Below are 25,861 nucleotides of genomic sequence, written 5' to 3' on the forward strand. Positions count from 1 at the left end.
TCGGCTATCATCCCGCCGCCGCCCCGGCAAGCCGAAGATGAGCCGAAGATGAGCCACCCCTGATGATCCGCAAATTGATTTCCCGCGTACTCGGACGCAAGGTCCGCGACCCGCAGCGAGAGCCTGCCATCATCGCCGCCGCAGAGCATGGTCTGCAGCGCGAGCAGATCAGCCGCGCCTGCAGACGTACGGTCGAGGCGCTGCAGGAGCATGGCTACCAGGCATACATCGTCGGCGGCGCGGTGCGCGACCTGCTCGCCGGGCTGACGCCGAAGGATTTCGACGTGGCCACCAGCGCGACGCCGGAACAGGTGCGCCACTGCTTCCGGCGCTCGCGCATCATCGGCCGCCGCTTCCAGATCGTGCATGTCAACATGGGGGCCGAAACGATCGAGGTGACGACCTTCCGCGGCCACCACGACGAAGGCAGCGGCAACCGGGCGCAAACCGACGAGCAGGGCCGCGTGCTGCGCGACAACGTCTTCGGCAGCCAGTCGGAGGACGCAGCGCGCCGGGATTTCACGATCAACGCGCTGTACTACGATCCGACTTCCGAAACCATCGTCGATTACCATCACGGCGTCGCCGATCTGCGCCAGAAGACCCTGCGCATGATCGGCGATCCGAAGACGCGCTACCGCGAGGATCCGGTGCGCATGCTGCGCGCCGTCCGCCTCGCCGCGAAGCTTGGCCTGGCGATCGACCCGGAGGCCAGGCGGCCGATCCGGGAAATGGGAGGCCTGATCGAAAACGTGCCGCCTTCACGCCTGCTCGACGAAATGCTCAAGCTGTTGACCTCCGGCCACGCCGTGCGCTGCGTCACCCAGCTCCGCGAGGAGGGACTGCACCACGGGCTGTTGCCGCTGCTCGACGTGATCCTCGATCAGGCGCTCGGCGAACGCTTCGTCCTGCTGGCGCTGGAGAGCACGGACCGCAGGGTGCGCGAAGGCAAACCGATTTCTCCCGGCTTCCTTTTCGCCACACTGCTCTGGCACGAGGTGCTCGCCAAATGGGAACCGCTCAAGGCGCGCGGCGAGCCGGCGATCCCGGCACTGTTCGTGGCGATGGACGAAGTGCTCGAAGCGCAGGCGGAGAAGCTCGCGATCACCCGCCGGATCGCCGGCGACATCAAGGACATCTGGGCGCTGCAGCCGCGCTTCGAGCAGCGCACCGGCAAGCGCCCGTACGGCGTCCTGCAGCAGCCACGCTTTCGCGCCGGCTACGATTTCCTGCTGTTGCGGGTCGAGTCAGGGGAAGTCGAAGCGGCGGTCGGCGAGTGGTGGACCGGCTTTCTGCACGCGAGCGACGAGCATCGCGCCGCGATGCTGCTGCCGCCCGCGCCCGGCGAGGCAAAAAGGCGCCGCCGCCGGCGTCGCCCGGCGACCGGCAGTGACCAGGATCGCGGCCTCGCCGAATGACTCGCGGAGATTGGCCCTGCCGTCCTTGTCACGACTGTGGGGCGATGGGCAATACCGGATCGGGCAACGGCCGCCGGGCTGTGTCGGCAGAGGCACGAGCAGGTGGCGAGCCTGTCTGAAGCTCCGGCATCCGCACATCTGGCGTATGTCGCGCTGGGTGCCAATCTCGCCGATCCGGTGGCGCAGATTCGGGCGGCTGGTGCCGCGCTCGCCGAGCTGCCCGATTCGCGGCTGCTCCGCCTGTCGTCGCTGTATCGTACGGCACCGGTCGGCATCCGCGGCCAGCCCGACTTCATCAACGCCGTCGCCGCACTGGAGACCCGGCTGGACCCGGAACCGCTGCTCGACGCCCTGTTCGCGGTCGAGCGCCGCTTCGGTCGCCATCGCGAGTTTCGCCATGCGCCGCGCACGCTCGACCTCGACCTGCTCCTCTACGACCAACGCGTGCTCGACAGCGAGCGGCTCAGCCTGCCGCACCCGCGCATGCACCTGCGTGCTTTCGTCATCGCTCCGCTGCTCGAGATTGCCCCGCTCTGCCGCATCCCGGGACGCGGTGTGGCGGCCGCCTGGCTGCCCGCGGTGAGCGGGCAAGCGATCGAAAAGCTCGGATCATAGCGAGCAGCGGGACCATGGCATCGACCAATGCACAAGCAAGCACGGGAGTGGGGATACGCGTTCTCTACGATGCCGTTTCGTGCAGTTTTTTGTATCGGGAATACCTGCAAACCCGCCCATCGGCGAGTCGCTCTGTGTATCCTATTCGCCGTTCGACGGAGCCGCTTGCTGCCGGCGCAGCCGGGCCGGGCCGCCGCGCACCAGAAAGGGGAACGGGATGAACTTCGCCATTGGCGAAAAGCCTTGCAGCCGCACGCGGTGCGGCGGCGAACTCGCGGCCTGGCGGCCCATGGCCGCTGATCGCTGCGCCTGTTCGAACCTTGATCTCGTATCGTAACCAACCCCTAGACCGGGGAGAGTAAGCCCATGTCCACTCACGTTGCCACGCGCCGCCTGACGCACGTCGACCTCGCCCGAATGCGGAGCAACGGCGAAAAGATTGCCGTCCTCACCTGTTACGACGCGAGCTTCGCACAGCTTTGTGACACGGCCGGCGTCGACGCGCTGCTCATCGGCGACTCGCTGGGAATGGTCCTGCAGGGCCACGACTCGACGCTGCCGGTCACGTTGGGCGACGTCGCCTACCACACCGCGAGCGTCGCGCGCGGCAGCCAACGGCCGCTGGTGATAGCCGACATGCCCTTCGGCAGCTTCCAGGAAAGCCCGCAGCAAGCGCTGCGCAACGCCGTCGTGTTGCTCGCGGCCGGCGCGCAGATGGTCAAGCTGGAAGGCGGAGTGGAGATGGCCGAGACCACCCGTTTCCTGAGCCGGCGCGGCATCGCGGTCTGCGCGCACGTCGGACTGACCCCGCAATCGGTGCATCAGCTCGGCGGCTATCGCGTGCAGGGCCGCGACGACTCGGGTGCCGCCCGGCTGTTTGCCGACGCCCTGGCACAGCAGGAAGCCGGCGCCAGCCTGATCGTCCTCGAAGCGATTCCCGAAGCGCTGGCGGCAGAAACCACCGGCAAGCTCGTCATCCCGACGATCGGCATCGGTGCCAGCCGCGAATGCTCGGGCCAGGTGCTCGTGCTGCACGACATGCTGGATATCTCCGCCGGCCGCAAGGCACGCTTCGTGAGGAATTTCATGGCCGGCCAGGCGTCGATCGGCGCGGCCATCGCGGCCTACGTCGCGGCCGTCAAGGATGGCAGCTTTCCCGCCCCCGAACACTGTTACTGAACGGCCACGCCCCTCTCCGGACACTGCGCGGACGCTTCGCCAGTCGTCGCAACGTCCGACCATCGACCACGCTGCACAAATTCTGGCGCTCGACTGACAAGGGTTCATTCATGCAGATTCACTCTTCGATCCCCGAACTGCGCACCGCGCTGCCGGCAGGAGATCGCATCGCCTTCGTGCCAACCATGGGCAACCTGCATGCCGGCCACATTGCCTTGATGACCCAGGCGCGCCAGCACGCCACGCGGGTGGTCGCGAGCATTTTCGTCAATCGATTGCAGTTCGGCCCGAACGACGACTTCGACCGTTATCCGCGCACCCTTCAGGCAGATTGCGAGAAACTCGCCGCCGCCGGCGTCGACCTGCTGTTCGCGCCCAGCGAATGCGAACTCTATCCGGAACCACAGCAGTATCACGTCGATCCTCCGGAGATCCAGCATCAACTGGACGGTGCGTTCCGGCCCGGCCATTTCCGCGGGGTCGCCACTGTCGTCCTCAAGCTGTTCAACATCGTCCAGCCGCAGGTGGCGCTCTTCGGCAAGAAGGACTACCAGCAGCTGATGGTGCTGCGCAACATGACGCGCCAGATGGCCCTGCCGATCGAGATCGTTGGTGGCGAGACCGTGCGCGCCGAAGACGGCCTGGCGCTGTCGTCGCGCAACGCATACCTGTCGCCGGCGGAACGTGCCGAAGCGCCGCGCCTGCACCGCCTGCTCACCGAGATCCGCACCGCGGTCCGCGCTGGCGAACGGAACTTCGTCGAAATCGAGAATGCGGCGGCCAGCGAACTCGACCGCCACGGCTGGAAAACCGACTACGTCGCCGTGCGCCGGCAATCGGATCTGCAACCGCCTGAGAGCGGTCAGGACGAGCCTCTGGTGGTGCTCGCAGCCAGCCGTCTGGGCAAGGCGCGGCTTATCGACAACGTCGAAATCGACGCGTCAGGCGGGCATTGACAGGTAGCCATTAGCGGCTACAATGCGCTTCCCCAAACAACTCTAGACCGGTGAAAATCCATGCAGAGAACCATGCTGAAGTCCAAGCTGCACCGCGTCAGCGCGACGCACGCCGAGCTTCACTACGAAGGGTCTTGTGCCATCGACGAGGACCTGCTCGACGCGGCAAACATCCGCGAATACGAACAGATCGACATCTGGAACGTGAATAACGGCGAGCGCTTCACGACCTACGCGTTGCGCGCCGAGCGGGGGTCCGGCGTCATCTCGGTCAATGGTTCGGCCGCTCGCCGCGCGGCGCCGGGTGACATCCTGATCATCGCCAGCTTCGCTTCGTACACCGAAGTCGAGCTGGCCAAGTATTCGCCGCAACTCATCTATGTGGATACCCAGAACCGGATCGTTCGCATCGGTGGCCACATCCCGACTCAGGCCGCTGCCTGAGAGCGTCGCTGCCGGCAACAGGAGAGCCGCGCTCCGGGGAGCGCGGCTTTTTTGTGCGCGCAGCACGCTGCCTACCCCCGTGCGGCTGGAAATCCTGCCGCAAATGGATCACGGCGCGCGCGCACACTGCGAACCGCGCGCCGGTAAGAAATTGGACGCCGGATGACTCTCGCAAGGGGACCTGTCCTTGGCAACTGGCCGCAGGGTCCTGGCCGATCAGGCGCTTTCGGGTGGTGGTAGCGGGGACTTGCGCGGACGGCGACTGCGACTGGCCGGCTTCTTCACCGGCTTGACCGCTTCCGCATCGTCGGTAGCGTCGGTGGCAAGTGCTTCGCCAGGTGCAACCCGATCGACGGCCACCGGCGCTGCGCCGACGACATCCACTGCTCGCGGCTCGTCCACCGCTGCTGCTGCCACCGCTTCCGGGGGCTCTGCCACCGCCTGTGGCGAGGTTTCCTCGATCGACGCTGGCCCGACGCCTGCCTCCCCGATCGGCTCGGTCACCGTTACCGCATCCTCCTCGGCCGCGCGCGCTCCCCTGGTCCGCTTGCCGCCTTTCTCGGCCGTCTTGCGCCGCCCCTCGCGTTTCGGACGTGGACCAGTTGCCGGCTCCCTGGCGTCGTCCCCAGCGACACCATCCAGCAACCCAGCCGGCTCCGGGACCGCTGCAACCTCGGCCACCACCTCGGCGGACACTTCGGCGCGATCGCCATCGCCGTTGCTACGGAACACGTAGGTGCCCGACTTCTCGTCGCGACCAATGTCGAGCAGTCCGCGCGCGCGCGCCTCCTCGAGCAGGTTGCCGAAAGCACGGAAGCCGTAGTAGGACTCGTTGAAATCCGGCTTGCGCCGCTTGATCGCCTCCTTGAGCATCGACGCCCAGATCTTGCCGCTGTCCCCACGTTCGTCGACCAGCGCGTCGAAAGTCGCCACCGCAAGCTCGATCGCCTTGCTGCGCCGCTCCTCGATTTCCTGTCGGCGCTGCGCATCCTCCTCGGGCGAACGCCGGACCGCCGGCTGTGGCTCCTTCGAATCACGCCTTGCCGAGCGCTGCATTTCGCGCACCAGATCGTCGTAGAAGATGAATTCGTCGCAATTGCCGATCAACAGGTCCGAAGTCGATTGCTTGACGCCGACGCCGATCACGTACTTGGCGTTCTCGCGCAGCTTGGAAACCAGTGGCGAGAAATCGGAATCCCCGCTGATGATGACGAAGGTATCGACATGCGACTTGGTGTAGCACAGGTCCAGCGCGTCGACCACCAGCCGGATATCCGCCGAATTCTTTCCCGTCTGCCGCACGTGTGGGATTTCGATCAGTTCGAAGCTGGCCTCGTGCATCGTGGACTTGAATCCCTTGTAGCGCTCCCAGTCACAGTAAGCCTTCTTGACGACGATGCTGCCCTTGAGCAACAGCCGTTCGAGCACCGGCTTGATGTCGAACTTGTCGTACTTTGCATCGCGAACGCCGAGCGCGACGTTCTCGAAGTCACAATAGAGCGCCATGATGGCGGTTTCGGGCGCGACGGCCATGATTTCCTTCTCTCAACAGATTGCGGGGTCACACTTGGGTGTGACGAATCGACCACCCTGCGGCGCACGAAGCGCCGGCGGGCCATACGGGGAACGGTCGCCAAATCGACGTTCGGACGGAATGCCAAAGCGCCAGAGGGCGCAAGGCCCATGCTCGTGATGGTAAACAAATGCCGGCAGGAAGCAAGGAAAAGTCCACGCCGGCGGTCACGCACCAGCGCGTGGAAGCCTGCCATCGAGGCAACCCCGGAGTGCAAGCGAAGCGCCGCGACCATCGTGAAAACAGGGGAGAAGTTCCCCCGATCGCGCGCGGCGAGGCCGATGGCCGGCAGGATCGTGCGCACACGGCACGGCGAAACCGCTCGCCGTAAACGGACGCAAGGGGCGGCTGCCCCTTGCGGATGCTGCGTCAATCCTCGCTTAAGCGTGGACTACGCACGCCGTCTGGCGAAAGCGGCGGAACCTGCGAGCGCGGCCAGCAGCAGCGCCAGCGAACCCGGTTCCGGGGTTTGCTGCGGAATCTCGGTACCGCTGAGGATCGGCAGCACCAGCGACGTGGCCAATGGATTTCCCCAATAGTAATAGCCGGGGAAACTGCCGTCACCGGCCTGGTTGGCCACCAGCCACTGGTTATAGTCCTGCCACCAGTTGCAGTCTGCTCCCCGGTCATTGCCGCAATTGCCCGGGAGCAAGTTGGTAATCGCCGTGTTGTTGCCGAGACCAACGGTCAGTTCCAGGCCCTTGTACTCGGCCCACATCGCATAGGGCTGGCCGAAGTTGCCGTTCCAGCCGAGTTGCCCCTCCTGCCAGTGATTGTTGAGGTAATTCAGCGCCTTTTGGACGGCCGGATCGCTGCTGCCCTTGCCCAGGAAGTTCAAGGCCACCAGCAGGCCACCGGTGTCGGCCTGGTCGCACGGCCCGACACCCGGCTGGTAGCACGCCGATCCATCGGCTGCCTGAGCGTTGGCCAGCCATACCGCCAAGTGATCCTTGACCGTCTGCGGCGTGGTGGCACCCAGGGTCTGGTTGTAGATCAGCGAAATGACCGCCCACTGCGTCGTCGAACTGTCCGAGTCGCCCGTGCCGGGAAAATAGCGCCATCCCCCGTCCCGGTTGCCGTTGATCGCGCTGCTTTGTCCGGCGGAGAAGGTATTGGTGATGCCTTGGGCAATCTGACCCCAGGTCATTCCCGCCAGCGGACCCGTGGTGGTGGCAACAGCACCGGCACCGCCGCCAAACCGGGTCGCGTACTCGGCAATCGCCGGTGCGATCAGGCCAGTTGTATACGTCGTCTCACCTGCACCGTACCAGTACACGCCGGTGCAGCTGCCGCCGCCCGGGCAGATGTTCGCGCCATCATTCCTGGTGCTTACCGTCGTCGTGGTCGCCGTGCTCAGCAGGTATGCGATCGCGTTGTCCACCTGCGCCTTGTACGCCGCTACGTTACCCGCAGCGAGGTCGCCCCAGTGGCCTTGCTGCGTCATCATCGCGTAGGCTGCCGAACCCGTCGCGGCCTACTCGTAACCGCCATAGTTCCAGTACCCGCCCATTGTCTGGGTGCCGGACAGATAGCCGAGACCATTGTCGATTGCCGTTTGAATTTCACCGTCGGTAGCCGCCATGGCAGTGCCGGCGGAAAGGGTTGAAAATGCCACGGCGATAAGGGCCGTGAGCCTCTTGACGCGTTTCATGATGACTTGCTCCTCTGGAGGGTCGAAGTGGACGAAGCGGGAAACAACCGTCTGTTGGCCAGATTTGTCATCGCACCAATTTGGTCATCCCACTACGCCAGAAGCATCAACCATGCCCAAGAAGTGTGCATCGATAAAACCGCTGTTAATTCATGGGTATTCTATTTATTCAAAGAATCATCGCCTTACAAATCAGAGGAAGACGATCAATCTGTAAAAATTTCCGACAGTGATCGACAGATCCGGATGGCCAGATGCCCTTCCACGATGGCACGAAACCCGGCTTTCCGACCCACCTGCGTCGCCGGTTCCTGGTTTCCGGACTCTGGACACTCGGCCCGCCGGCCGCAAGCCTGCCGAGCGGGTATTGAAGCCCGAGGCCAACTGTAAAGAATTCCGACACCGCTGCCGGATGGCTGGCGGCGCCTTGGGACAGGGAGTGTGTTTGCCTTAGCTCTGCAGTTCGACCCGGTCGCGGAAAAACTCGAGAGTTTCGGGATTGGCCAGCGCTTCGACGTTCCTGACCGGCCGACCGTGGACCACGTTGCGCACCGCGAGCTCGACGATCTTGCCGCTCTTGGTGCGTGGAATGTCGGCGACCTGCAGCACCCTGGCGGGGATGTGGCGCGGCGTCGTGTTCCGGCGAATCTGCTGCTGGATGCGCTGCGTCAGCGCCGCGTCGAGTTGCAGTTCCGGACGCAGCTTGACGAACAGCACCACACGCACGTCATGCTGCCATTCCTGTCCGATGACCAGTGACTCGACGACTTCCGGCAACTGTTCGACCTGGCGATAGATTTCGGCGGTGCCGATGCGCACGCCGCCCGGATTGAGCACGGCATCCGAGCGGCCGTGAATGATCATCCCTGCGTGTGCGGTGAGCTCGACGAAATCGCCATGGCACCAGACGTTCGGGAAACGAGCGAAGTACGCCGAATGGTACTTGCTGCCGTCGGGATCGTTCCAGAAACCGACCGGCATCGACGGGAAAGGTGCGGTACACACCAGTTCGCCGCGCTCGCCGCAACCCGGGAACAGCGACCTGCCGTCGTCGTCGAATACGTCGACCGCCATTCCGAGCCCCCGGCACTGCAGTTCGCCACGATATACCGGCAGGATCGGACAGCCGAGCGCGAAGCAGGAAATGATGTCGGTGCCGCCGGAAATGGAAGCCAGCAGGAGATCCGTCTTGATCTCTCGATAGACGTAATCGAAGCTCTCGGGGGCCAGCGGACTGCCGGTCGAGAAGATCGCGCGCAGGGACTGCAGACGATGCGTCGCGCGTGGCTGCAGCCCGGCCTTGGCCAGCGCATCGAGAAACTTGGCCGAGGTGCCGAAGTGGGTCATGCGCTCGGCGTCGGCGTAATCGAAGAGGATCGCCCCCGGTCCGCCGTCGGCGCCGGCAACGAATGGCGAACCGTCGTAGAGCAGCAGCGTCGCCCCGGAAGCCAGACCCGACACCAGCCAGTTCCACATCATCCAGCCGCAGGTGGTGAAATAGAAGAGGCGATCGTCGGCGCGGATGTCGCCGTGCAGTTGATGTTCCTTCAGGTGCTGCAGCAGGGTACCGCCGTGCCCGTGCACGATGCACTTCGGAACACCGGTGGTGCCCGACGAAAACAGGATGAACAACGGGTGCGCGAAGGGCAAGGGCGCAAAATCGATCTCGCCGCCGGCAAACGGCGCCACGAAATCTGCATAGCGCACGCCGTTGGCCAGGGTGGCAAGCGCCGGCGACTCGTCGAGATACGAGACGACCACCGTTCGCGATACGCTCGGCATGCGTGCTGAAACTTCGGCATTCCTGGCCATGCAGTCGACCGCCTTGCCGTTGTACCAGTAGGCGTCAACGCAGAACAGGACCTTGGGCTCGATCTGCCCGAACCGGTCGAGCACCCCCTGGACACCGAAATCGGGCGAAGCCGACGACCAGATCGCCCCAAGCGAAGCCGTCGCGAGCATCGCGATCAGCGCCTCGGGCAGGTTCGGCAGATAGGCAGCCACACGATCTCCGCGGCCAACGCCGGCTGCCTGCAGTGCCTGCGCGCAGCGTGCAACCTCTGCGTACAGTTCGCGATGCGAAAGGCGCTGCCGACGCTTGTCCTCGCCCCAGAAGACGACGGCGTCGCCGTCGTCGCGGCGCCGCAACAGGTTCTCTGCATAGTTCAGCCGGGCCTGCGGAAACCAGCGGGCGCCAGGCATCCGGTCGCCGTCTTCGAGTATCGTCGGGCCGCGTTCGCCAAGCACGCCGCACGTGTCCCAGATCGCCCTCCAGAAATCCTCGGGCTCGCTGATCGACCAGCGCCAGAAGCTCGGGTAATCGCTGGCCCCGCTTCTCCCGGCATGCTCCGCGACGAACGCACTCAGCCTGGCGGCGGCAATCCGTTCGGCGCTGGGATGCCAGATCGGCAGATCGTCCATTGACCTCCTCCAGACCTCAGAGCAGGAGGTCTGCCCGCAGTTTTTCGGGAATGGGCACCGACTTGCCGGTCGCCATGTCCATCCAGACGATCTTGGCATCGCCGGTGGCGAAGATTTCCTGCGCCCCCTGCAAGCGTACTTCGTAGTGTGTCGGGACGCTGCTGCGGCCCGGATGTCCGCAAAACATCGCGACCTCGACAGTCCCCGGGTAGTTCAGCGGGACGAGAAAGGTGCAGCTGGCGTTGATGATCACCGCTCCGGATTCGCGCGGAATCACGTCGTAGCCGCACTTTTCGAGAAATTCGACCCGCGCCTGCTCCATGTAGCGGAAATACACGGTGTTGTTGACATGCCCGTAGGCGTCCATGTCGCCCCAACGAATCGGGATCGTGGTGGTATGAACGAGTTTCCTGTGACTTTGCATTCGCCTTCCTGACTGCGCTCGGCACGGGGGCCCCGAATCCGGGCCACGAAAAGGAGGATCCCGCGCACCCGTGGCGCTCGCCTGCCCGGGTGCGCGGGGAGACGACCACTCAGAACATCTCTTCCGCCAGCGCCAGCACGCCTTCGGCACCGTCGATGATGCTGCTCGCCAGACCGGCGGCCTGCGACAGCACGTGGTCGGCATAGAAACGGGCGGTGACGACCTTGGCAGCGTAGAACGGATCGCTGTTACCGGCATCGATCTTCGCCTGTGCGATCAATGCGGCGCGCACCATCTGCCAGCCGCCGGCAACGATGCCGAGCAGGGTCAGGAAGGGGACCGCGCCGGACGACGCGGCGCGCACGTCGGCACCATAGTTGGCGACGATCCATTCGCCGGCGCTGGCCAGCGCATCGATCGCGACGCCAAACCGGCTGCGAATCGCTGCGAAATTTGCGCCATCCTGCCCGGCCAGGTCGGCGTCGAGCGCCCGCATCATGCCGATTACCGCCTGCAGCGTGGCGCCCCCCTCGCGCGCCATCTTGCGCCCGATCAGGTCGTTGGCCTGGATGCCGGTGGTGCCTTCGTAGATCGTCGAAATCTGCGCGTCGCGCAGGTGCTGTGCCGCTCCGGTCTCCTCGACATAGCCCATGCCGCCATGCACCTGCACCCCCATCGACGCCATGGTGACGCCGGATTCGGTGCTCCAGCCCTTGACCACCGGGATCATCAGGTCGACGAAAGCCTGATTGCGCTTGCGCTCGCCCGCATCCGGGTGATGCACCGCGGCGTCGTGCGCCGCCGCCACGACGTAGGCCAGGGCGCGCGCGGCTTCGGCCCGTGACTTCATGGTCATCAGCATGCGCCGCACATCGGGATGCCGGATGATCGGCACCTTCGGCCCTCCGCGCACGCCGATGTCGGTGCACTGGATGCGCTCGCGCGCGTAATCGCGCGCCCGCTGGTAAGACCTTTCGCAGGCGGCAACCCCTTCCAGACCGACACCGAAGCGCGCGGCATTCATCATGATGAACATGTATTCGAGGCCCCGATTCTCCTCGCCGACCAGATGACCGATCGCGCCGCTGTGGTCGCCGAAGGCCATGATCGCCGTCGGGCTGGCGTGAATGCCCAGCTTGTGTTCGATCGATACGCAATAGGCGTCGTTACGGGCGCCCAGGCTGCCGTCGACATTGATCAGGAACTTTGGCACGACGAACAGCGAAATGCCCTTCACTCCTTCGGGCGCCGTCGGCGTGCGCGCCAGCACGAGGTGGACGATGTTCTCGGCCATGTCGTGGTCGCCGTAGGTGATGAAGATCTTCTGCCCGAAAATCTTGTAACTGCCATCGGCCTGTGGCTCGGCCCGGGTGCGCACCGCTGCCAGATCGGATCCGGCGTTCGGCTCGGTGAGATTCATCGTCCCGGTCCACACGCCGCTCACCATTTTTTCGAGATAGGTCGCCTTCAACTCGTCCGAGCCGGTGAGAACGAGTGCCTCGATGGCACCCGCGGTGAGCAGTGGACACAGCGAAAAGGCGTGATTCGCCGATTTCCACATTTCGGCGACGGCGGCAGCGACCAGCTTCGGCAGGCCCTGGCCACCCCACTCGGGTTCACAGGCAAGCGCCGTCCAGCCGCTGTCGGCGAACAGCTTGTAGGCGTCCTTGAAACCGGGTGGCATGGTCACTGCCTTGTCGCGCCACTGCGCCCCCTCCTGATCGCCCGGCCAGTTGAGCGGCGACAGGACTTCCTCGGCAAACTTGGCGGCCTCCTCGAGCACGGCGTCGACCAGGTCGCTGCTCGCTTCTTCGCAGCCCGGCAACTGCGCTACCTGCTCGAGTCCGGCGAGTTCGTGGATGACGAATTGCATGTCACGAACCGGGGCGACGTATTCACTCATGAGTCTTTCTCCTTTTAGGGCTGCGGTGTAACGGCTTGGCGACTTCGCGGGCCGCCACGGGGGTCAGGTGAGATCGGTACTTTTTCGACGACCGCGATCGATGCTCGCGGACCCGTCATTTTCTTCCAGCAAACGGAGTGCCCTCGGCGTCCGCCAAGAGGTCTGGCCGATAGACGGCGAACAGGGTGGTAAACATGCCGGACAACCACGCCTCGGAAAACCCGAGCAAGACAAAATACGGCAGATATTCGCCACGCAAATACTCGCCATCATAGACGTCGGCCAAGGACAACAACAGGCAGCAAGCGGCACCGACGGCCATTACCGTCAGCGCCGAGGCGAAGAAGCCCTTGCAAAAAATGTAAACGAACAGATGATCGGGCAGCAATCGATCGACGAAGCGGTGCGCCGTCCGGCTGACCGCCACGCCGACCCCGGCCATCAGCAGGCCATTGACGGCAAAAACCTGCCAGCCGGCGGCACCGTTCAGAGTCACCCCGATCAGCACGAGAGAAAGGCCGAGAAAGGCCAGTTCCCATCCCACACACAGGGTCAGAACCGTGGCCCCGAGCAGATGCAGCGAAAGGCCGGGCTTGACGCCGGCCTGCAGCTGCCAGAGCAGGACCAAGGCAACGAGCATCGCCAGAAAGGCGTTCAGACGTGCGCTGTCGAGCAGCACCCGCCAGCGCGCCCGCCGTGCCGCCAGCGCGAGCAGGGCGGCGTACGGCAGCCACGCGAGCAAGGCCCAGTTCCCGTCGAGCAGGCCGTCCGGCAGGTTCATGCGGCCCGTGCTGCGCGGCGACGCGGCTCAGGCGAGTGCTGCCTGCAGGGCCGGCAGGACCTCGAAGAGATCGCCGACCAGCCCGTAATCGGCAACCTGGAAGATCGGCGCGTCGGGATCCTTGTTGATCGCCACGATCACCTTGCTGTCCTTCATTCCGGCGAGATGCTGGATGGCGCCCGAAATGCCGACCGCGATGTAGAGTTGCGGGGCAACGATCTTGCCTGTCTGACCAACCTGGTAATCGTTGGGAGCGTAACCGGCATCGACCGCCGCGCGCGATGCACCCACGGCGGCACCGAGCCTGTCGGCGAGCGGTTCGAGCATCTGGTGGAAGTTGTCGCCGCTGCCCAGGCCGCGACCGCCCGAGACGATGACCTTGGCAGCCGTGAGCTCGGGACGCTCCGACTTGGTCAGGGCACGCCCGATCAGTTTGCTCTGGCCGAGGTCGGGACCGGCAGCCAGACTCTCGATGGGTGCGCTGCCCTCCTCGGCCGCCGCTTCGAAAGCCGTCGCGCGTACGGTGATCACCTTGATCGAGTCCGAAGACTGAACGGTCGCCAGGACGTTGCCCGCGTAGATCGGGCGAACGAAAGTGTCACCGGAGACGACGCCGACGATCTCGGAAATCTGTGCCACGTCGAGCAGAGCGGCGACGCGTGGCATGACGTTCTTGCCAGCGGTGGTCGCGGCCGCGACCAGATGACCATAGGCGGCACCGTGCGCGACGATCAGCGCGGCCAGGTTCTCGGGGGATTGATCGGCATAGTGCGGAGCGTCGGCGAGCAGCACCTTGCCGACACCGCTGATCCGAGCCGCTGCCTCGGCGGCACCGGCACAGGCGCTGCCGGCGAGCAGCAGGTGAATGTCACCGCCAATCCTGCTGGCCGCGGTGACGGCATGGAGCGTGGCCGCCTTGATCGAGGTATTGTCGTGTTCTGCAATAACGAGAATGGCCATGGTCAGATTACCTTTGCTTCAGTCTTGAGTTTGAGCACCAGATCGGCGGCATCCGCCACCTTGATTCCCGCCGAGCGCTTCGCCGGCTCCGCTACCTTCAGCGTTTTCAGGCGCGGTGCGACATCGACCCCCAAGGCATCCGGATTGGTCGTCTCGAGCGGCTTTCTCTTCGCCTTCATGATGTTCGGCAGCGTCGCGTAACGTGGCTCGTTGAGACGCAGGTCGGCGGTAAGGACCGCGGGCATCGCCACTTCGACCGTCTCCAGACCGCCGTCGATTTCGCGCGTGACCGTTGCCTGCGGTGCCGCGATGACGATCTTCGAGGCGAAGGTCGCCTGGGGCCAGTTCATCAGGCCGGCCAGCATCTGCCCGGTCTGATTGGCGTCGTCGTCGATCGCCTGCTTGCCGCAAATGACGATCTGTGGTTGTTCCTTGTCGCATACTGCCTTGAGCAGCTTCGCGACCGCCAGCGGCTGCAATTCGACGTCGGTCTGGATCAGGATGCCGCGGTCGGCACCGATCGCCATCGCCGTGCGCAAGGTTTCCTGGCAATTGGCCACTCCCGCCGAAACGGCGACCACTTCACTGGCGACACCGGTCTCCTTGAGACGTACCGCCTCTTCGATGGCAATCTCGTCGAAAGGATTCATCGACATCTTGACGTTGGCCAGATCAACGTCGCTGGCGTCCGCCTTGATCCGCACCTTGACGTTGTAATCCACCACCCGTTTCACTGGAACGAGGATCTTCAATTTGCTCTCCTTTTATCACTACATGATGATCGATGGTAAATGCGATCCACGCCGGCCGCGTTTGGCACTGCCAAGCTCTGGCCGGACAATGGACCATACGGTATCGTATGGATAGCGTACGGTACCGTATGGAACGGTACCTGTCAACTTGTCGACCGGGGCAGCGGTACGTGAACTGATAATATTGCCCTAGACGCGTGATTCAGGAAAGAAGCAGATGCCAACCAAGCTCAGAAGTACCCGCCCGCGTGCTGCCCTGGACCGCAGCGGGTGGATCGAAGCGGCAATCGAGATTCTTGCCGAACAGGGTGTGCAGGGAATGCGGATCGAGGTTCTGGCGAAAAACTTCGGCGTCACCAAGGGGAGTTTCTACTGGCATTTCAAGGACCGCCAGGATCTCTACGACGCCGTCCTCGAAACCTGGCGGGATGGCCGCCTGCGCGACATCCACAAGCAGACGCTGGCAACCCCCGGCAAGGAAGACGAGCAGCTTCTGCACCTGATCGACGTGTACGGCGCCACGCGCAACCGCAAAGGGATCTCGATCGAACTGGCGGTGCGCGAATGGGCGCGCCGCGACGCGCACGCCGCTGCCATCGTCGAGCAGGTCGACAGCGGTCGCCTGGAGTGCACCCGCAAGCTGTTCCTCGCGCGCGGGGTCGCCGACGACGAGGCCAAGAGCCGCAGCCTCCTCCTCTACGCCTACGTCTTCGGGCAGAGCCTGATGGCCTGCGAGAACTACGACGAGAAACTGAACGACCTGAAACGCTGGATCGCGGAACTGATCGTCAAACCATAGGCCTGCTGGGCGCCCAGGCGCGCAACCCGTCTCCGGTCAGACCGCCATCGCTTCGGTAGCGGCCCGCCAACTGCCTTCCAGATCGTCACAGGCAAGCGCGACAACATCGCCATCGAGTACCCCCCGACGCACGGCGTCGCGCAGAAAGCGGGGAATTTCTTCGATGCGCTGGCGGCCGCGATACGGACGCTCCTGTGCCAGCGCCTGAAAGACGTCCGCCACGGCGACGATGCGAGCTTCCTGCGACAGGCGATCGCCGCTGTGCCGGAATGGGTAGCCGCGGCCGTTGAGCGCCTCGTGATGAAAGGCTGCCCACTGGGCAACGCGCTCCAGTCCAGGGATATGGTGCAGGATCTGGTAGGTTTCAAAACTGTGCCGTTCCATCACCGAGAATTCGAGAGGCGTCAGACCGCCTGCTTTCTCCACGATTTCGTCGGGCACGCAGAGTTTGCCGACATCGTGCATCAGGCCGGCGACCTCGACCTCGGCCAAGGCATCGGCGCTCAGCCCAACCATCTTCCCGAGATGACGTGCGAGCTGCGCCACGCCGAGCGAATGCGCGGCGGTGAAGTGGCTCTTGGCATCGACGATGCTCGAAATCAGTCGCGCAACGTGTCCAAACTGGGGAAAGTCGATGGTGATCCGCCAGTCATTCAGGCTCAGGTCGGCAAGATAGCTTTGCACATGCCGCGGGACGAGGGCAATCCAGAACGCTTCGCGGGTGGCGGCAGCGACGAACGCCTGTACGACTTCGGCGGATAGCTCGCCACCGGCCAGCTGGACGATCGACTCGACGATGCCGTCGCGGTGGAACAGCGGGTTTTCCAGCCCGCGCACCAGGAGCAGGGCGTCGACGCGATCGCCCAACTGGATCAGGTTCGCGTCTATGGCCCCGTCCTCGCGCAAGTGCGGCGGCAGGTCCACCCACGGAGTGTGGTGATAGCGGATGGCCGGCGCAAGCAGCGACAGATGCGCAAAGGGCTGCAGCAGGCAGTACCCGGTTTCGCAATGCGCGTGCCGCTCGTCCCAGTCGGCTTCGCGCAGCAGGCGCCGATGCACCACCGTGGACGATACCCCCAGATCGTGGAGCAGACTTGCGCAAACCAGGCGATCCAGGTTGCGCTCCGGCAAGCCCAGCATCAACCCCGTCTCGCGGGCGATCATCGCGACCCGTTTGCCATGCTGGAAATCGTTGACCCCGACCAGGTCAAGCGCGTCCGACAGCGCCATGATGGCGCTCTTCAGGTCGATTCTCAGAGTCATCGATGGTGCCCGGCCACTACTGCGCGTTCGCGGGCCACTCCGCCGGCCGCGTCGCCAAGTGGTAACGCCGAGAAAGGAATTGACCAAATGGAAACGCCCTCCACCAGCGCGGAGGGCGTTCCCGTGGCTTGCCCGCGCCAGCGGGTGCGGGCTGCGGCGGAACTCAGGCGCCGCGCTCGCGCATCCAGCTGCCGACCTTCGGAGCCAGGACTTTCTGCGCCAGACCGCCGGTGTAGATGCCGATGTGGCCGGTGGCGATGGCAAACTCGGTGTAGTCCTTGCTGCCGACATGCTTGCCGAGAGCCACGGTGCATGGCGGCGGCACGATGTGGTCCTTTTCGGCGTAGATGTTGAGAATCGGCAGCACGAGATTCTTCAGGTCGACCTTGCGCCCACCGACCTCGAGCGTCCCCTTGACCAGCTTGTTGTCCTTCAGGAAATCGCGGACGAACTCCTTGAACATCTGGCCGACTGCATCGGGACCGCCGAACAGCCACTTCTCCATGCGCAGGAAGTTCTGCAGGGCCTCGCGGTCGTCGAGAATGTCGATCACGTCGGAGTACTTGCCGTAGTTCAGGATGAATGGCGAAGCCATCATGAACGACTCGTTGAGTACGGTGGCCGGCACGTTGCCATGCACGGCGACCATCTTCTCGACATCGGCGTCGGCCCCCATGGTGAACATCAGTCCTTCATGCGGCTTGTGATTCGCCCGATACGCGTCGAAGTCGATCGGCGACACGGTTAGCACTAGGTGGCTGATCTTGTCCGGATTGAGCGTCGCATAGGTGGTGGACATGGCCCCGCCCTGACAGATACCCAGCAGGGCGATCTTGTCGACACCGTGATGATGGCGAATGAAGTCGACCGTATCGTCAAAGTACCCGTTGAGGTAGTCGTCCATGTTCCGGTACTTGTCGACCAGACGCGGGTAGCCCCAGTTGTTGAGGTAGACGTCGATGCCCTCGTTCAGCAGGTTTCTGACCAGCGAGCGGTCGGGCTGCAGGTCGGCCACCTCGTAACCGTTGATCAGCGGCGGGACGATCAGCAAGGGAGTCTTCATGATCTTCGACCGCTCGACCAGCGGGTGATAATGGTACACCTCGATCCCGTCCTGCTCGAAGATCGTGTCCTTTGGCGTGCTGCCAATGTCGATGTCGTCGTCGGTGAGGTTGGTGAGGTTGCTGATGCCCTTGGCCAGCTTGGCATTGAGGGCTGCGGTTTCCGCCGCAAGATCGGCGGGAAGAATCTGGATGGGGAAAGAAAACATCGTTGGCACCCTCCTAAAGGTCTATTGGCGTATCAGCCAGAGCAACAAGGTTCCGGCTTCTCGGCTCATTCGCTCTTGGCACGCGCGGCCGCAGTCTTGCGCGGCGCAGCGATCTTCGCGGCCGTCGGGGCGGCGGAAAGCATTTCCTTCCGGAGCGCTCGCACCTCTTTCTTGAGCTCGTGGATCACTTGATAGGCCTCGTCCAGCTCGCTGCGAGTCGGCATGTCTAGACCGCGGAAAATGTCCTCGACAACGGCGCGCTGCGCCAGTTTGAACTGCTGTTGCGCCTTGGTGAAGGCGTTCTGCTTGTCGAGAAACTCCTGCGTGTTGAACGTCACCAGCAACGACTTGTCCGCCGTACGGAACCAGAGGCCCATCAGTTCACGAACCGCGGTGATCTTGTCGCCCTTGGCAGCGACCTTGCCGAGTTCCTCGACCGTTGCCTCGACCGCGCGGGCGAGTGCTTCGGCAAACGCGGTATGGAACGCGAGGCTGTTCTTGCGCAGATCGACCACTGCATCGACCATCCGCAACAGCTTGGCATTCTTTTCGCGCGACGCACCGAAGAGGGGGATCTGTCCCACGCCGGCCAGGGCACTCGCGTCGCTCTCCATCGAGAGCAAGCGATTCAGGCCGGCGGTACCGCCGAGCATTGCCTCGCCGACATGACCTGCCGACGCCGCCTGATACAGGAACGACAGCCAGGGACCGATGGCGTCGGGCAAATCCTTGCTCAAGGTCCCACTCAGGCTGCCGAGGTGAGACCCCAGGCCAAAACTGCGCTCGAGCATGGCCGTCGATTCCTTTGCCCATTGTTCGGCAAAGCCCTTGAGATCTGGGCGCCAGTCCTTCTGTGCTTCAAGATTCGGCGCCACGACCTTCATCGACTTGAAGAAGAAGTCCATGACCCGGTTCATCGCGCTCTGGCTGCCGGTGATGCGATCCATCAGCATGCGCGCTGCTTCGTTCGTACCCTGGTTGGCGGCTTCGACGCCTCGCTTCACGGCTTCGGCGGGATTTTCGCCGCCGCCCGGGAGATTCTGCAGCAGCGAGGACCAGTCGCCCCACATGCGCTTCTGCATATCAGCCCAGGCGTTGACGACACCGCCCATTTGCTCGTTCGGATTCTTGTTTTCCACTCGTGTGATCTCCTTTCAGTGTTTCGGACACGCCCACCGCCACGGCAGGCGGATGCCCAGCGCTAGACTGAGTGCACTCTACAACCAAACTGCGGCCGTCTGACGACGGCCGCGATCCTGCAGTTTCACTGGCTGGGCGACATCACCCCACGGCCACCACTGCATCCCCCTTGTGCTTCGCCTCCCCCTGCTCGTTGGCACAGGTCAACTCGAGGCGAACACATTTCTCTCCGTCCTGCTCCAGCTTTTCGACCACCTTGGCGGTGCACACCAGGCGCTCGCCAATCTGCGTGATCGCGGTGAAACGCACGCCGAAACTGCGAATCGCTTCCTGCGGCACCCATTGCGTCAGCAAACGGCCGAGATAGGCCATGCCCAGCATGCCGTGCGCGAACACGTCGCCGATGCCGTTGGCGCGCACGTAGTCCTGGTCGAGGTGCAAGGGGTGGTGGTCGCCGGAACCCGTCGCGTACAGCGCCAGGGTCAGCCGCGACACCGGTTCCGTGGTGAACGACGGGAGCATGTCGCCGACGTTGAGTGCATCATAGTTCGGTTTCGTCATCGACCTTCCCCTATGCCCGAATGACCATCACGGAGTGCACGTCGCACACCAGTTCGCCTTGCCGGCGCACCTTGACATCCTTGACGACGAACTGCAAGGCACCGTTCCGCTTGTCGTAGATGTCGGTAATTTCCCCGTCGAAGTCGAGGGTATCCCCCGAATAGACCGGTTTGTGGTACACGAAGGACTGTTCGCCGTGCAGCATCTTCATCAGGTCACAACCCATGGTTTCGAGATAGTCGAAGGGGTGCTCCTTGTCCATGTCCATGCAGAAGAAGAAGGTCGGCGGTGCCAGCACGCCCGGCAGGCCAGCCTTCCTGGCGGCTTCCTCGTCGAAATAGATCGGGTTCGTTTCGCCCGTGGCCTTGGCGAACCACTTGAGTTGCCACGCCGTCAAGGTAACGGAATGTGGCGGCACTTTCATGCCGATGTGCTTCTTGTCAATCAACATCCGATTCACTCCCCACCCACCCCGGAGACCGGGGTGGAATGCTCGTTGGCGACTTGATCAGAGAATTTCGATGGCGATCGCGGTGGCTTCCCCGCCGCCGGCACAGAGACCGGCAATGCCACGCTTGAGGCCACGCGCCTTGAGCGCGTAGAGCAGCGTCACCAGAATCCGCGAACCGGTAGCACCGATTGGATGTCCCAGCGCGCAGGCACCGCCATTGACATTGACCTTGTCGCGCGGCAGCTTGAGGTCGCGCATCGACGCCATGGTGACGGCCGCGAAGGCTTCGTTGATCTCCCAGAGATCGACGTCAGTGGTTTGCCAGCCGACCTTCTTCAGGAGCTTTTCGAAAGCGAACACTGGCGCAGTGGTAAACCACGGGGGCTCGTGGGCAAAGGTGGCATGACCGACGATGCGGGCCAGCGGCGTGATGCCCGCAGTCCTCGCATCCGATTCGCGCATCAGCACGAATGCCGCGGCGCCATCGGAAATCGACGAAGAGTTGGCCGGCGTCACCGCGCCGTCCCTCTTGAAGGCCGGCTTCAGCTTGGAGATCTTGGAAACGTCGCACTTCATCGGCGTTTCGTCGGAGTCGCACACGACGTCACCCTTGCGCGTGCTGACCGTCACCGGCGCGATTTCGTCCCTGAACACGCCGCTGGCAACCGCGTTTTGCGCCAGCGTCACCGACTCGGTGGCAAAGGCATCCATCTCGTCACGAGTGAAACCGTACTTGTCCACGCAGAGCTCGGCGAAAGCGCCCATCGGCTTGCCCTGCTCGTAGGCATCCTCCAGACCATCGAGGAACATGTGGTCGTGCAGCACGCCATTTCCCAGACGGTAACCCGAACGCGCGCTGGTCAGCACGTGCGGGGCATTGGTCATCGACTCCATGCCGCCGGCGACGGCGATATTCACCGAACCGGCCAGCAACTCGTCATGCGCGATCATGACCGTTTTCTGGGCCGAGCTGCACATCTTGGTCAAGGTGGTGCAGGGTACCGACTTCGGCAGCCCCGCGCCCAGCACCGCCTGCCGGGCCGGCGCCTGACGTACGCCCGCCATCAGACAGCAGCCCATCAGGGCCTCGTCGATATCCTCGCCCTTGACTCCCGCCTGTTCGACGGCGGCCTTGATGGCAACGCTGGCGAGCTGCGGCGCCGTCATACCCGCAAACTGGCCCTGAAAGGCACCCACCGGGGTGCGTTTGGCACCGACGATCACTACTGATTCACTCATACGACTCTCCTGTATTGCGACCTGATTTGACCGAAACGGTCACTGAGATGCTTGCGTACTGTCGGAAATTACTTGGGCGCCATGCGGATCGAGCCGTCCAGACGAATCACTTCGCCATTCAGATAGCCGTTTTCGCAGATGTGTCTGACCAGGGCGGCGTATTCGGCCGGCTTGCCGAGACGCGAGGGGAACGGCACCATCTTGCCGAGCGAGTCCTGAGCGGCCTGCGGCAGCCCCTTCAGCATCGGGGTCTCGAAGATGCCGGGAGCGATCGTGACGACGCGGATTCCATGCGCCGCCAGTTCGCGGGCCACCGGCAGCGTCAGGCCGATCACGCCGGCTTTCGACGAGGCGTAGGCGGCCTGACCGATCTGTCCGTCGTAACCCGCCACCGAAGCGGTATTGACGATCACGCCGCGCTCACCGCCCTCGTTCGGCTCGTTGCGGCTCATCGCCTCGGCCGCCAGACGAATCATGTTGAAGGTGCCGACCAGGTTGATGTTGACCACGCGAGCAAAAGTCGCCAGGTCGTGCGGGCCGTCACGTCCCAGCACCTTCTTGGGTGGCGCGACGCCGGCGCAGTTCACCAGGCCGTGCAGCGCCCCGAATTCGCTGACCGCCAGATCGATGGCGGCACGCGCGCTCGCGTCGTCGGCCACATCGGTCTTGGCAAAGCGCGCATTGGCTCCCAGTTGCGCCGCCTGTGCTTCGCCGGCGGTCGCGTCGACATCGACGATCACCACCTTTCCACCCGCCGCGACCAGGCTGCTCGCCGTTTCCGCCCCAAGCCCGGAGCCTGCACCCGTTACCACAAACACACTGCCATTGATTTGCATATAACCCCCAAAAAAATTCGCGACGTTCCACAACGTCGCTCTCCTGGGCTGCGCCAACGGCGGAAAACCGTTGCCGCAGCAAAAAGAACCATCGTCGTCCTGCCACAACCCTTCTGATGTTGCGCGCGCCGGCTGCGGCCTGGGCCGGCGTGCACCGAAAGACGGGCTCCACAAGCTCCATCGTGGCGCACTTGCTGTGGTTCCTGGCGGCGAGCAATCCTCGCATTGTCGATTGCAACCTGCCGTCGCGTCAAGCGTCAGCCAGGCGTATGGCAAGCGCCCGCAAGCAGTCCGGAAGACGACCCGGCGAGGCGAGACGCGCAAAGGGGGCCATGCCGCCTTTCCCGCCTATAATTCGCGGTTTTCTTGCGGGTACGACCATGTGGTTCAGGAACCTTCAGCTCTACCGCCTCCCCGCGCAGTGGGCCGCCGATCCGACCCGGCTAGCGGAGCAACTCGCCAGGCTGCCCTTGCAGGGGTGCGCTGCGACCGATCCACGCAGCCTCGGCTGGGTGGCGCCACGGGACGATGATTCGCTCGTTCATTCTGTAAACCGGCAGTGGTTGCTCGCCCTCGGCGTTGAGGAAAAGCTCCTGCCTGCATCGATCGTCAAACGCTTCGCCAGTGACCGGGCCAAGGAAATCGAGGAGGCCGAAGGCCGCCGCGTCGGTCGCCGCGAGCTGCGCGAAATCCAGGAAGCGATGACACTCGAACTGCTGCCGCGCGCCTTCATCCGCCGCCGCACCAGCTTCAGCTGGATCGACCCGGTCAACGGCTGGCTGGTCATCGACTCCGCGTCACCGGCCAAAGGCGAGGAGTTTCTCGAACACTTGCGCAAGTCGCTCGACGCGCTGCCCGCCAGGCTGCTCAAGGTGAATCGTTCGCCCGCGGCAGCGATGACCGCTTGGGTCGCGGGCGGCGAGGCACCTTCGGGCTTCACCCTCGACCAGGATCTGGAACTGCGTTCGAGCGAGAAGGCCAGTGTGCGCTACGTCAACCACTCGCTGGAAGGCGACGAGATCCGCCAGCACATCGCCGCCGGAAAGGTCGTCACCCGTCTGGCGATGACCTGGAACGACCGCATTTCCTTTCTGCTCAACGATCAGTTGCAGATCAAGCGACTGGCTTTCCTCGACCTATTGCAGGAACAATCCGAGAACCAGACAGAAAATGCCGACGAGCGCTTCGACATCGACTTCACGCTGATGACCGGCGAGGTGGCCCGGCTACTCGACGATCTCATTGCCGCCCTGGGCGGGGAAGCGCCGGCCACCACCTGAGCCGGCGGCGCGCTCGCCAGTGCAAACGATCAGCGGCGCCGAACCGGTGGCGCTTCGCCCACCGCCTGCGGCATGCGGTCGGCCGCCGCATAGTCGGCAGTGAGCAATTGCCGGTAGCGGGCGGCGAAAATCCGCGGCGGTGTACCGACGTAGAAACGAAGCGGTAGCGAGACCCTGGCGAAGCCATCGTTCGCGCGCACCAACTGGTGCACGACGAAGTGCAGGTGTGCTCCCGAGGTATAGCCGGTCGCTCCGGAATAGCCGATGAGGGCACCCGCCTGCACCTGCTGCCCCGGGCTGACGCGAACACCGGCAAACGCCAGATGGCCGTAGGTGGCGATCGTTTCGTCCGCCTGCAGAATGCTCACGTAATTCGCCTTGGCGAGCAGCGCGGGGTCGCTGCCGCCGAGCCGATACGAGGATTCCGTTTCGATCACCAGGCCGGCGCGCCCGGCGACGATCGGCGTGTTCTCCGGCATCCGGAAGTCGACGGCGTAGCGGCTTTCCTCACCGTGATGGGTGGTGACCGGTCCACCGGCAGCCTGGCTGACAACGAAGCTGCGACCGTTTTCGAAGGGCAGGCGATAGAGCGCCCGCGGATCGGGAACGGCAAGTATGCTGCCAAGGCGATAGGTCGATTGTGTCGTGAAGCGATGGCCACGCCCGGGATCGAGCGGATGAACCTGCAGCAGGAACATTTCACTGTACGGTCGAACCACCGCATAGACTGGCAGCGCCTGCGCGCTGCCGACATTGTCCGCAGCGGCCAGCGTCAGTCGCACCGAAACCGGCGCCGGCCCCGAGTTGCGGGCAAGCACGCGATGACCTGCTGCGCTTGGCTCGGTCGTTACCGCGAAGGGATAGGTCGCGCCGGCGGCAGCCGAGGCCGCCAGCACACAGGCAAGCAGCAGCCCGAGGACGAAAGAGGAACGCATGGCATACGGGGCGGCGACGCGCGATTTGCGCCGTTCCCTACTCTACGGGCTCGGTCGCCCGCAGTCCATGCACCTGCGGCGAGCTAGCGTGCCGGAACCAGCTGCCAGCCTTCGGGACAATAACCGATGTTCGGATAGTACTGCCCTGCCGATCGGCAGTAATTCCAGTAGGTGCTGGGCGGCGCCACATAAACCGGCTGCGGCGGCGCGACGTATACCGGACGTGGCGGGTAATAGGTGGCCGCAGCGACTGCCGCCGCGATGCCCCCCAGCACGACCGCCGGTGCGACCCAGCCGTAGCCGTGGTAATGCCCATGCGGTCCGGCGTGATACTGCGCACGCGGTGGGTAGTCGCGGTACGCGTAACCGCCGTGAAATTCCCCGCGATCGGCCAGTGCCGGCAGGGGAGCCGCGAGCACGACGGCGAGCGCGATGCAAAGAGAGGTCGAGGTCGTTTTCATGAGCCAAATAACGCCTGCCGCACGCAGGCGATGACGTTTCGCCGGCGACGATTTGTGAGCGTTTGTGACCGTGGCGCCAGCCTCGCAAGGCGGCCAGACCGGCCAAGACGAGTCAGGCGCGAGGGCGCGGAACAGTCCATAATGGAAGCAGCAATGGAACCTTCTCCGACCACCTCGATTCCCGACCGGGCATTGGTGCTCGCGGTGCTGCGACGCATCAGTGAGCAGCGGCCGCTGCTGATGCTGCCCGAGGAACTCGATGGCTACGGCGCGCGCTGGCTGCTCGATGGTCAGCAGGTGCTGCCGCCGATCGCCAAGTACCTGATGAGGATGGGATTCGTCGCCGAACGCGGCGCCACCGAACTCGGCGCGATCAGATTCCTGCTGACCGAATCCGGCAGCCGGTTTCGGGAAAATGGCCTGCTCTGGTGGAAGGGACTCGGACTCCTGCAACGCCTGCAAGTCCGCGTATTCGGTTGACCCCGGGGAACGATCCGGAGCAAGCGCAAGGGGAAGCTTGGTAGCCGCCGATTGATTTCCGCGACTGCT

Annotated in this window: 26 protein-coding genes; 8 read left to right on the forward strand and 18 right to left on the reverse strand. The window is 64.1% G+C overall.

Translation table 11 applies throughout. The features are described from left to right. Positions 1–62: 62 nt before the first annotated feature. From pcnB to panD, 5 genes are all read left to right on the forward strand, one after another. The gene (gene pcnB, locus NFV80_RS16220) at positions 63–1,418 is read left to right on the forward strand and encodes a polynucleotide adenylyltransferase PcnB (RefSeq protein WP_295331296.1); all 1,356 of its coding nucleotides are present in this window, start codon (positions 63–65) and stop codon (positions 1,416–1,418) included. 102 nt (positions 1,419–1,520) lie between these two features. Beyond that, positions 1,521–2,033 carry a 2-amino-4-hydroxy-6-hydroxymethyldihydropteridine diphosphokinase gene (folK, locus tag NFV80_RS16225; protein WP_296759354.1) on the forward strand — a complete coding sequence of 171 codons (513 nt, stop codon included), beginning with the start codon at positions 1,521–1,523 and terminating at the stop codon, positions 2,031–2,033. A 366-nt stretch (positions 2,034–2,399) separates the two neighbouring features. After that, the gene (gene panB / locus NFV80_RS16230; RefSeq protein ID WP_295331298.1) at positions 2,400–3,212 is read left to right on the forward strand and encodes a 3-methyl-2-oxobutanoate hydroxymethyltransferase; all 813 of its coding nucleotides are present in this window, start codon (positions 2,400–2,402) and stop codon (positions 3,210–3,212) included. Between the two features lie 110 nt (positions 3,213–3,322). Further along, positions 3,323–4,168 carry a pantoate--beta-alanine ligase gene (gene panC / locus NFV80_RS16235; RefSeq protein ID WP_295331299.1) on the forward strand — a complete coding sequence of 282 codons (846 nt, stop codon included), beginning with the start codon at positions 3,323–3,325 and terminating at the stop codon, positions 4,166–4,168. A gap of 60 nt (positions 4,169–4,228) precedes the next feature. Continuing rightward, positions 4,229–4,612: an aspartate 1-decarboxylase gene (panD, locus tag NFV80_RS16240; protein WP_295331301.1), complete on the forward strand. Its 384-nt coding sequence runs from the start codon at positions 4,229–4,231 to the stop codon at positions 4,610–4,612. A 216-nt stretch (positions 4,613–4,828) separates the two neighbouring features. On the opposite strand, the gene NFV80_RS16245 is transcribed toward panD, so the two are convergent. From NFV80_RS16245 to NFV80_RS16285, 9 genes are all read right to left on the reverse strand, one after another. Next, on the reverse strand, positions 4,829–6,145 hold the full coding sequence (locus NFV80_RS16245; protein ID WP_295331302.1) for an NYN domain-containing protein: 1,317 nt from the start codon (positions 6,143–6,145) through the stop codon (positions 4,829–4,831). Positions 6,146–6,576: 431 nt separating this feature from the next. Continuing rightward, a complete protein-coding gene (locus NFV80_RS16250) occupies positions 6,577–7,632 on the reverse strand; it encodes a prenyltransferase/squalene oxidase repeat-containing protein (protein WP_296759358.1) in 1,056 nt (351 codons plus the stop codon). A gap of 27 nt (positions 7,633–7,659) precedes the next feature. Continuing rightward, the gene (locus tag NFV80_RS16255) at positions 7,660–7,836 is read right to left on the reverse strand and encodes a hypothetical protein (protein ID WP_296759361.1); all 177 of its coding nucleotides are present in this window, start codon (positions 7,834–7,836) and stop codon (positions 7,660–7,662) included. A 450-nt stretch (positions 7,837–8,286) separates the two neighbouring features. Then, entirely contained in the window at positions 8,287–10,257 is a 1,971-nt protein-coding gene (locus NFV80_RS16260; RefSeq protein WP_295331305.1) for an acetoacetate--CoA ligase, read from the reverse strand. Positions 10,258–10,273: 16 nt separating this feature from the next. Next, the gene (locus tag NFV80_RS16265) at positions 10,274–10,681 is read right to left on the reverse strand and encodes an acyl-CoA thioesterase (protein ID WP_295331307.1); all 408 of its coding nucleotides are present in this window, start codon (positions 10,679–10,681) and stop codon (positions 10,274–10,276) included. A gap of 109 nt (positions 10,682–10,790) precedes the next feature. Beyond that, a complete protein-coding gene (locus tag NFV80_RS16270; protein ID WP_295331309.1) occupies positions 10,791–12,584 on the reverse strand; it encodes an acyl-CoA dehydrogenase in 1,794 nt (597 codons plus the stop codon). Positions 12,585–12,699: 115 nt separating this feature from the next. After that, on the reverse strand, positions 12,700–13,365 hold the full coding sequence (locus NFV80_RS16275; protein ID WP_295331310.1) for an energy-coupling factor ABC transporter permease: 666 nt from the start codon (positions 13,363–13,365) through the stop codon (positions 12,700–12,702). A 27-nt stretch (positions 13,366–13,392) separates the two neighbouring features. Next, the gene (locus NFV80_RS16280; RefSeq protein ID WP_295331311.1) at positions 13,393–14,325 is read right to left on the reverse strand and encodes an FAD-binding protein; all 933 of its coding nucleotides are present in this window, start codon (positions 14,323–14,325) and stop codon (positions 13,393–13,395) included. Positions 14,326–14,327: 2 nt separating this feature from the next. Next, positions 14,328–15,077 carry an electron transfer flavoprotein subunit beta/FixA family protein gene (locus tag NFV80_RS16285; RefSeq protein WP_295331312.1) on the reverse strand — a complete coding sequence of 250 codons (750 nt, stop codon included), beginning with the start codon at positions 15,075–15,077 and terminating at the stop codon, positions 14,328–14,330. Positions 15,078–15,294: 217 nt separating this feature from the next. On the opposite strand from NFV80_RS16285, the gene NFV80_RS16290 reads away from it, so the two are divergent. Beyond that, positions 15,295–15,876, forward strand: a complete 582-nt coding sequence (locus NFV80_RS16290) for a TetR/AcrR family transcriptional regulator (RefSeq protein ID WP_295331313.1) — start codon at positions 15,295–15,297, stop codon at positions 15,874–15,876. Positions 15,877–15,912: 36 nt separating this feature from the next. Here the strand turns inward: NFV80_RS16290 and NFV80_RS16295 are convergent, their stop codons facing one another. The 7 genes from NFV80_RS16295 to NFV80_RS16325 all read right to left on the reverse strand — a co-directional run bounded on the left by NFV80_RS16295 (position 15,913) and on the right by NFV80_RS16325 (position 22,636). Beyond that, complete coding sequence (locus tag NFV80_RS16295) at positions 15,913–17,139, reverse strand: HD domain-containing phosphohydrolase (RefSeq protein WP_295331314.1); 1,227 nt, start codon at positions 17,137–17,139, stop codon at positions 15,913–15,915. Positions 17,140–17,302: 163 nt separating this feature from the next. Beyond that, on the reverse strand, positions 17,303–18,409 hold the full coding sequence (gene phaC, locus NFV80_RS16300) for a class III poly(R)-hydroxyalkanoic acid synthase subunit PhaC (RefSeq protein WP_295331315.1): 1,107 nt from the start codon (positions 18,407–18,409) through the stop codon (positions 17,303–17,305). Positions 18,410–18,474: 65 nt separating this feature from the next. Beyond that, entirely contained in the window at positions 18,475–19,548 is a 1,074-nt protein-coding gene (locus NFV80_RS16305; RefSeq protein WP_295331316.1) for a poly(R)-hydroxyalkanoic acid synthase subunit PhaE, read from the reverse strand. A 142-nt stretch (positions 19,549–19,690) separates the two neighbouring features. After that, entirely contained in the window at positions 19,691–20,110 is a 420-nt protein-coding gene (locus NFV80_RS16310) for a MaoC/PaaZ C-terminal domain-containing protein (RefSeq protein ID WP_295331317.1), read from the reverse strand. A 10-nt stretch (positions 20,111–20,120) separates the two neighbouring features. Next, complete coding sequence (locus NFV80_RS16315; RefSeq protein WP_295331318.1) at positions 20,121–20,561, reverse strand: MaoC family dehydratase N-terminal domain-containing protein; 441 nt, start codon at positions 20,559–20,561, stop codon at positions 20,121–20,123. Positions 20,562–20,618: 57 nt separating this feature from the next. Then, positions 20,619–21,800 carry an acetyl-CoA C-acyltransferase gene (locus NFV80_RS16320; protein WP_295331319.1) on the reverse strand — a complete coding sequence of 394 codons (1,182 nt, stop codon included), beginning with the start codon at positions 21,798–21,800 and terminating at the stop codon, positions 20,619–20,621. A 68-nt stretch (positions 21,801–21,868) separates the two neighbouring features. Then, on the reverse strand, positions 21,869–22,636 hold the full coding sequence (locus tag NFV80_RS16325) for a 3-hydroxyacyl-CoA dehydrogenase (RefSeq protein ID WP_295331320.1): 768 nt from the start codon (positions 22,634–22,636) through the stop codon (positions 21,869–21,871). Positions 22,637–23,016: 380 nt separating this feature from the next. Between NFV80_RS16325 and NFV80_RS16330 the strand changes: the two genes are divergently transcribed. Continuing rightward, positions 23,017–23,916, forward strand: coding sequence for a recombination-associated protein RdgC (locus tag NFV80_RS16330; protein ID WP_295331321.1), 900 nt, complete (start codon positions 23,017–23,019; stop codon positions 23,914–23,916). A 29-nt stretch (positions 23,917–23,945) separates the two neighbouring features. On the opposite strand, the gene NFV80_RS16335 is transcribed toward NFV80_RS16330, so the two are convergent. Both NFV80_RS16335 and NFV80_RS16340 read right to left on the reverse strand, forming a co-directional pair. Next, complete coding sequence (locus tag NFV80_RS16335) at positions 23,946–24,851, reverse strand: M23 family metallopeptidase (protein WP_295331322.1); 906 nt, start codon at positions 24,849–24,851, stop codon at positions 23,946–23,948. A gap of 83 nt (positions 24,852–24,934) precedes the next feature. After that, positions 24,935–25,312 carry a hypothetical protein gene (locus NFV80_RS16340; protein ID WP_295331323.1) on the reverse strand — a complete coding sequence of 126 codons (378 nt, stop codon included), beginning with the start codon at positions 25,310–25,312 and terminating at the stop codon, positions 24,935–24,937. Between the two features lie 153 nt (positions 25,313–25,465). Between NFV80_RS16340 and NFV80_RS16345 the strand changes: the two genes are divergently transcribed. Continuing rightward, positions 25,466–25,792: a hypothetical protein gene (locus NFV80_RS16345; RefSeq protein ID WP_295331324.1), complete on the forward strand. Its 327-nt coding sequence runs from the start codon at positions 25,466–25,468 to the stop codon at positions 25,790–25,792. Positions 25,793–25,861: the final 69 nt, after the last annotated feature.

Origin of the sequence: Accumulibacter sp. (assembly GCF_023806565.1) — a bacterium.
Taxonomy (GTDB): domain Bacteria; phylum Pseudomonadota; class Gammaproteobacteria; order Burkholderiales; family Rhodocyclaceae; genus Accumulibacter.